5 protein-coding genes are annotated in these 7,284 nt (G+C 76.2%); 2 read left to right on the plus strand and 3 right to left on the minus strand.

Annotated elements, in window-relative coordinates:
• Window positions 1-152: 152 nt before the first annotated feature.
• The 3 genes from ACH5AR_RS00670 to ACH5AR_RS00680 are packed head-to-tail and all read right to left on the minus strand — an operon-like array spanning window position 153 to window position 5,088.
• Complete coding sequence (locus tag ACH5AR_RS00670; RefSeq protein WP_396299163.1) at window positions 153-3,089, minus strand: NACHT domain-containing protein; 2,937 nt, start codon at window positions 3,087-3,089, stop codon at window positions 153-155.
• Window positions 3,090-3,127: 38 nt separating this feature from the next.
• Window positions 3,128-3,559 (minus strand): protein phosphatase, encoded by a 432-nt coding sequence (locus ACH5AR_RS00675; RefSeq protein WP_396299164.1) that lies wholly within the window; start codon window positions 3,557-3,559, stop codon window positions 3,128-3,130.
• A 29-nt stretch (window positions 3,560-3,588) separates the two neighbouring features.
• Window positions 3,589-5,088 (minus strand): LuxR C-terminal-related transcriptional regulator, encoded by a 1,500-nt coding sequence (locus tag ACH5AR_RS00680; RefSeq protein ID WP_396299165.1) that lies wholly within the window; start codon window positions 5,086-5,088, stop codon window positions 3,589-3,591.
• A gap of 147 nt (window positions 5,089-5,235) precedes the next feature.
• Here ACH5AR_RS00680 and ACH5AR_RS00685 point away from each other — a divergent pair, with 147 nt between their 5' ends.
• Together ACH5AR_RS00685 and ACH5AR_RS00690 are read left to right on the plus strand one after the other, a co-directional pair.
• A complete protein-coding gene (locus ACH5AR_RS00685) occupies window positions 5,236-6,165 on the plus strand; it encodes an NADP-dependent oxidoreductase (protein WP_396299166.1) in 930 nt (309 codons plus the stop codon).
• Window positions 6,166-6,418: 253 nt separating this feature from the next.
• Window positions 6,419-7,150: an MIP family channel protein gene (locus tag ACH5AR_RS00690; protein ID WP_396299167.1), complete on the plus strand. Its 732-nt coding sequence runs from the start codon at window positions 6,419-6,421 to the stop codon at window positions 7,148-7,150.
• The last annotated feature ends 134 nt before the right edge of the window (window positions 7,151-7,284 follow it).

Raw genomic sequence — 7,284 nt, forward strand, 5'->3', positions numbered from 1 at the left:
GTGAACGGAACGCGGGACGGAACGCGCTGCCCGGCGAGGTGCGCGAGGCCGCGCCGGAGAACGAGGCGGAGGCGGGAGCCGGGCCCGGGCCGCCGTCGGTCTGACCGGGCCCGCTCGGGCCGCCCGGCCCGGGCCCGGCGGCCCGAGCGGGTTCAGCGCCCGGCGGTGAGGTGCGCGACGGCCCCGAGCCCGGCCTCGGCGGGTTCGCGGACCGCCGGATCGGTGAGCGCGCGTTCGAGGGCCGCCGTGGTCTGCGGGCTGCCGGGCCACTGCCAGGCGAGCATGGTCAGCGCCTGGCCGCGCACCTCCGGATCGGGGTCGTCGGCCGCCCGGGCGCGGACGGTCTCCTCGGCGGTGTCGAAGGCGGCCAGCGCGTAGCAGCTGAGCGCGGTGCCGCGGACCCTGGGGTGCGGGTCCGCCGCCAGGCGGTCGAGGAGGACCCGCGCGGTCTCGGGCCGTGCGCCCCGGAACTCGGCCAGCAGGTCCACCGCGACCTCCCTGACCCGCTCCGACTCGGCGCCGCACGCCGTCCCGGTGAGCAGCTCGACGGTCTCGGCGTCGTCGGGGTCCGCGGCCGCGAGCATGCGCAGGGCCCAGCTGCGCGGTTCGATGCCGGCGTCGTGGATCACGTGGTCCCGCAGCAGGGCCGCGACCTCCGGCCGGCCGGCCCAGCGGGTCGTCAACTCGTAGACGGCGGTGTACCGGACGCGGCTGTCCGGATCGCTGACCGCGCGGTCGAGGAGCGCGGCGAAGACGTCCGGGCGCGTGTGCCACTCCTGGGCGAGGCGTTGGAGGGACAGGGCGCGCATGACGACCGACCGGTGGCCGACGGCGCGGCTCAGTATCGGGGAGGGGTCGTCGGGGGCCGCCGACCAGGCCGCCATCAGGGTGTTGAAGGCGTCGGCGTCGTCCGCCGCCCCCGCGGGCACCGGCACCGGCGAGGAGCCGGCGCCGCCGGCCGCGGCCCGCCCGGGCAGCAGCGGGCGGACGTCCGGGTGGTCGGGCCAGCGTTCCGCCAGCTCGGCCAGTGCGGCGGATCGGGACGGTTCGTCGGTGGACCGCTTCGCGACCTCCAGCAGTGCGGGCACGACGCGGGGGTGGGTGCTCCAGCGTCGGGCCAGGCCGGCCACGGCGGACCTCCTGATGTCCGCGGGCCCGAAGACGGCGAGGGTCAGGGAGGTCTCGAAGGAGGTGTGCAGGGCGGTGGCCGCGATCGTCGTCATCCGGGCCCCCGGGAGGAAGAGCCCACGGAGGTGGAACCAGCGGAGGTAGCGCTGCCGTCCGGTCCAGCCGGGCACCGAGCTCAGCATGGACAGCGCGGCGGTCAGCCGGTCGCCGTGGCCGATGTGGGCGTAGCCGGAGAGGACCTTGGTGAGGAGGTCGACGGCCCGGTCGCTCTGGGCGTCCAGCCGCCCGATCTTCCGCACCTCGGCCAGCGACTGGAAGGCCAGGACCAGGGAGTCGTCGTCCCTCCTGTCCAACAGGTGGTCCACCACCTTCCCCGCGTCCGTCTCGCTCAGCTGGTTGACCACCAGCAGCAGCACCTCGTGCCAGGACGGGTCGTCCGCCCGTCGGGCAAAGACCTCGCGGAGCAGTTCCTCCGGCGTCCACTCCCGGTCGACGGTGTAGCGCTGGACGATGTCGGCCGCCGCGAGGTGCTCCAGGAAGGCCCGGTGGACGAAGCCGTAGACCTCGCTGCCGTACCGGGCCAGGATGAAGTTGCGCTCGCGCAGCTGGTCGCGGAGGGTGCGGGCGGCGGCCAGGCACTGGTGGGGGAGGTAGCCGAGCTGGGCGAAGTAGTCGCGGAAGACGGCCTCCAGCTCCTCCGCGTGGATGTGGTTGCCCGCGATGCCGCCGATGCCCTCCTGCATGCGGCGGGCCAACAGCCGGAGCAGCTCCAGCCGTTCGCGGTCGTCCAGGAAGTCCAGCACGTCGGCGGCGCCGGGCTTCGACGGGACGTCCAGGTGCTTGGTGTCGCGGTCCCAGTGGGCGACCAGGACGCGCACCGCGTGCTCGTAGACGCCCTGCCGGTCGCGGGGCAGCGACTGGCGTCGGCCGATGATCGCGAGGATCGTCAACAGCAGCGGGTTGCCGGCGAGTTCGCGGATCGGGCGGGAGGCCGCGACGGCCCCGGTGATGCGGTCGACCAGCCGGTCGGCGAGCTCGGGGGCGGCCGGGCAGGCGATGGCGTACCAGCGGCGGGCGAACTCGGCGATGCGGTCCGGGTCGAGGTCCTGGAGCATGACGTGGGTGAAGCCGGCACCGCCGAGGGCCCCGCGCTGGTAGCCGACGGCGCGCGAGGTGACGACCACCCGGGCGCGGTCGTAGCGGGCGGCGAAGGCGGCGATGCGCTCGGTGGTGGCGGCGCGCTTGCCCGGGTCGAAGATCTCGTCCAACCCGTCGAAGACGACCACCGCCTCGCCGTTGCGCAGGAGTCGGCGCAGCTCCGGGCCGGGGAGCGACATCCCGGCGACCCGGTGCCGGTGGTCGAGGAAGTCCTCGAAGGTCCGTTCGCGCCACTGCCCGTCGGCGTACTGGCGCAGTTCGACCACCAGGGGCACCAGGCCGGCCAGCGGGGCGAGCGGGCCGTCCGCCTCCTGCACCAGGGTGAGGGCCAGGTACCTGGCCAGCGTGGACTTCCCCGCCCCCGGGTCGCCGAGCAGGACGACCCGTTCGCCGCGCGGCCCGGCGAGGACGGAGAGCACGTCCTGCGTCGGGCGGCTCAGGTAGTCGGTGCGCAGCCGTTCGAGGGCGGGCTCCCCGAGCTCCCCCGGCAGCACCTCCTCCGCGAACTCCCCGCTCGCCAGCAGCCGTTGGACCAGCTCGCGGGGCAGCTCCACCGGCGGCGGGTCCTCCCGCACCTGCGGGGTGACGAACACCTCGCGCAGCTCGACCGCCGGGTGCTCGCCCTGTTCGGAGAGCGGGGTGAGCACCTCCAGGTCGAGCCGGCCGTACGTCTGGCGGACCCGCCGGGCGTACGCGGCGCGGGCGGCGGCCATGGACGCGGCGGTGACGGTGCGCCCTTCGGGCCTGTCCGGCCCGACGGTTCGGGCCTGGATCACGTCGCCGTTGACCGTGCCGCTGATCACGTTGACGACCGTAGCCTCTGGATCGCTCCCCACCCGTCCTAGGCTAGCCGCTCCACGAACTTGCGCTGCCACGGCGTCTCGACCGCGTGCCGGCTGTAGTGCTCCCGCACGTACTCCACCGCCTCGGCGGCCGGGACGCCGTCGAGGACGGCGATGCAGGCGAGCGCGGTGCCGGTGCGCCCCCGCCCTCCGGCGCAGGCGAGTTCGACGCGTTCGGTGGCGGAGCGCTCCCAGGCCTCGCGGAAGGCGTCGGCGGCGTCCGCGCGGTCGGCGGGGAGGCGGAAGTCGGGCCAGCGGACCCAGCGGCTCGGCCAGTCGACCCGCGGCGGGCGGCCCAGCAGGTAGAGGCCGAAGTCCGGCCGGGGGCCCGGAGGTCGGGGCAGGCTGAGGCCCCGGCCGCGCAGCAGGCGGCCGGAGGGCAGGCGCAGGACGCCGGGGGAGGTCGGGTCCCAGGTGGCGGGGTCGGTCATGGCGGGCGTTCCTCAGCGGGGGGAGGGGGTCAGGACGCCGCGTGCAGCCCGACCGGCCCGCGCGGCAGTCCGGCGCGGTGGGCCAGGGCGGCGGCCTCGCCGCGCGAGGAGACGTCGAGCTTGGCGAGGATGTTGGCGACGTGGAACTTCACCGTCGACTCGCTGATCTGCAGGGCCGCCGCGATGTCCCGGTTGCGGCGGCCCCGGGCGAGCTGGTCGAGGACCTCCAGTTCGCGCGGCTGGAGCCCGTCCAACGGGTCGGTGGCGAGGGCGGGTTCGGGGAGGGCGAGCGGGAGGTCGACGGTCACCGTGGTGCCCCAGCCGGGGACGGCCTCGACGCCGTGGCGCCCGCCCAGGGCGGTGACGCGGTCGGCGGTGCGGTGGACGGCGAGGGACTCGGCGGTGAGCAGGCCGAGGCCGTCACCGCGCACCACGGCGCGCAGCAGGCCGTCCGCGGTGAGCTGCCAGCTCACGTGCAGCCGGGTCGGCTTCTCCTGCTCCAGCATCAGCAGCACGGCGACCCGGACGGCGTCGCGGGCGGTGTGCGCGGCGTCCGCCGGGACGGACCGGTCGGCGTCCGCCGGGGGTGCGACGTCCAGGTGGACCCGGGTGTGCCGCAGCAGCGGGCGCAGCTCGCGCACCAGCCGGGCGAAGCCGGCGTCGGCGGACTCCTCGCTGAGCGTGCGGTCGAGTTCGGCGCCCTGGCGCAGGTCGAGCAGGGCGGTGACGGCCAGCTCGGTGGCGCTGCGGCGGGCGGTGGCGTCGTCCAGGCCGGTCGAGCGCAACGGCGCCAGGATCGCGGTGAGCGCGGCGCTGTGGGTGCCGGTGAACTCGGCGATGGCGCGGGCGCGGGCGTTGGCGGAGGCGCGGGAGGTGGCCGTCTGGGTGGGGGCGGCGTCCGTGGCGCGGTGGTCGGAGTGGGCGACCACCAGCTCCCAGAGCTGCTGGAGCACGGCGAGCGCCCCGGGCGCGACCGGCTCGGTGCGGGCCCGGACGAGGATCAGGACGGCGCCGCCGTCGGTGCCCGGCGCGGTCGCGGCGACCACCACCGGCCGCGTCCGCCCGGCGAGTTCGGCCTCGCCCTGCCAGGGGCGGCCGGTCGCGGTGGTCCCGGCCGCGTGCGCGGCCAGCCGGGACAGGTCCAGGGCGCTGATGGCGTCGGTGAGCTCGGGCGGGCCGTAGCTGCGCGCGGGGCTGAACGTGCAGACGCCGCTGAGCTGCGCGAGCACCGTGTGCGGGACGAGGGTGGCGAGCGCCTCGGACAGGCGGAGCAGGAGGTCCGGCCGGGGCGTGCGCAGCACCTCGACGGCCCGGGCCAGGGCGTCCTCGGGGCGGCTCCAGTGCTGCCGCCAGGTGTCGTCCGCGGGGGCCGTGGCCGCCGCGGCCCCCGTGTCGTTCCCGCCGCCGGTGCCGCCGGTGCCGCCGGTGCCGCTGACCGTGCTGTCCGTCCTGCTCATGTCGCTCGTCCCGCCCCTGCTGCCCGTGCCGTCCGTGCTGACCGCGCCGACCGCGCCGACCGCGCCGCCCATGCGGTCCAGCCTAGTGCGGCCGTCGCCGTTCCCGCCTGGCCGATCGGACAGGTCGAACCGTCCGAAGGGCCAGCCGGGCGGGCGCCGCCCCGGTCGCAGGATGGAGGCGTCGGAGGAACCCCACCCCCTGGAACAGAAGGACCTTCCATGACCAAGGCGATCGCCTTTTCCGAGTTCGGCGGCGTGGACGTGCTGCGCCCGATCGACATCGAACTGCCCGCTCCCGGCCCGGGCCAGGTGCGGGTCGCGGTCCGGGCGGTGGGCGTCAACCCGCTGGACCACAAGCTGCGCACCGGTGAGCTGGCCGGGCTCTTCCCGGTCGCCTTCCCCTACGTGGCGGGCTTCGAGGTGTCCGGCGTGGTCGAGTCCGTGGGCGCCGAGGTGCGCGGCTTCGCGCCCGGCGACGAGGTGTTCGGCGCCCTGATGGGCGGCGGATACGCCGAGCACGCGCTGCTGGACGCCGCGACGCTGGCCCACAAGCCCGCCGGCCTGAGCTGGGCGCAGGCGGCCGCGATCCCGACGGCGGCCGAGACCTCCGAGCGGGTGCTCGACCTCCTGGGCGTGCGACCCGGCGAGACCCTCCTGGTGCACGGCGCGGCCGGCGGGGTCGGCACCCTGCTGCTCCAGTTCGCCCGGGCGCGCGGGATCACGGTCGTCGGCACGGCGAGCGAGTCCAACCACGACCACCTGCGCGAGCTCGGCGCGATCCCGGTGGCGTACGGCGAGGGCCTGGCCGAGCGGGTGCGGGCCGCCGCCCCGGGCGGCGTGCACCGGGCGCTGGACGCGGCCGGCCGGGGCGGGGTGCTGCCGCTGTCGATCGAGCTGACGGGCGGCGCGGACCGGGTGCTGACCATCGCCGACATCCCGGGGGCGCAGGAGCACGGCGTCCGCTTCTCGGGAGGGGCGGAGGGCGTCGGCTTCTTCTACGACCGCGCCTTCGCGGCCGTGCTCGCCCTGCACGAGGCGGGCACCCTGCGGCTGCCGCTGCACCGGGTGCTCCCGCTGGCGGAGGCGGCCGAGGCCCAGCGGATCAGCGAGGCCGGGCACCTGCGCGGCAAGATCGTGCTGACGGTCTGACGTGGTGACGTCGTGATGCCCTGACAGCCGTTCGCCGTCCGTCCTGTCCCCGTCTGCCCGTTTTGCATCCGTTTTGCATTGGGCGCGGCAGTTTCGTACGGTTTCATCCGTTCGGAGTAATTCGGCAGGCGGACGCGCCGTGAACACGGCGCTAGGCCGTCCGGCCGACATGCGGCCCCCCGAACGGTCGACCAGGGTTGGCCGGACGTGGGCGGCGCCGCCGCCTGCCCTGACGGTCAGGAGGACCAGGCGCATGGGTGGAACGGACAGGCGGGCGGTGATCGGCGAGTTCCTCGGGACGCTGCTGCTGGTGCTGCTGGCGGTGGGCGCGGCGGTGCTCGCGGGGGAGGCGATCGGTGCGGTGGGCATCGCGCTCGCGTTCGGCTTCGTGCTGCTCGCGCTCGCGTACGCGCTCGGCCCGATCTCCGGCTGCCACGTCAACCCGGCGGTGACGCTCGGCTTCCTGCTGGCCCGCCGGATCGACGGGCGTACGGCGGTCTCGTACTGGGTGGCGCAGTTCCTCGGCGGCATCGCGGGCGCGGCGCTCGTCCTGCTGCTGGCGAAGCAGATACCGGGGCTGGAGACGCACGGCAAGCTCGGCACCAACGGCTGGGGCGACCGCTCCCAGGTGCACATCAACGCCGGCGGCGCGTTCCTGACCGAGGTCGTCCTCACCTTCCTGCTGGTGTACGTCGTCCTGGCGGTCACCCACCGGCTGGCCGCGGTCGGCTTCGACGGGCTGCCCATCGGCATCGCGCTGGTGGTCGTCCACCTGGTCGGCATCCCGCTCACCGGCACCTCGGTCAACCCGGCGCGCAGCCTCGGCCCGGCGCTGTTCGCGGGCGGCGACGCGCTGTCGCAGCTGTGGCTGTTCCTGCTCGCCCCGCTGGTCGGCGGCGCGCTGGCGGCGGGCGTGCACCTGCTGACCCACCCCCAGCCCAACCTTCCGTCGGCGCAGGCGCTGGCCACCGACGCGCGGGCGTAGGGCCCCGCAGTCGAACCGGTGCGGGGGGGGGGGGGGGGGGGCGCGGGGCGCCCCCCCCCCCCGCGGGGGGGGGGGGGGGGGGGGGGGGGGGGGGGGGGGGGGGGGGGGGCGCGGGGGGGGGGGGCCCCCCCACG

It is taken from the genome of Kitasatospora sp. NPDC018619, assembly GCF_044391605.1.
Taxonomy (GTDB): Bacteria; Actinomycetota; Actinomycetes; order Streptomycetales; family Streptomycetaceae; genus Kitasatospora.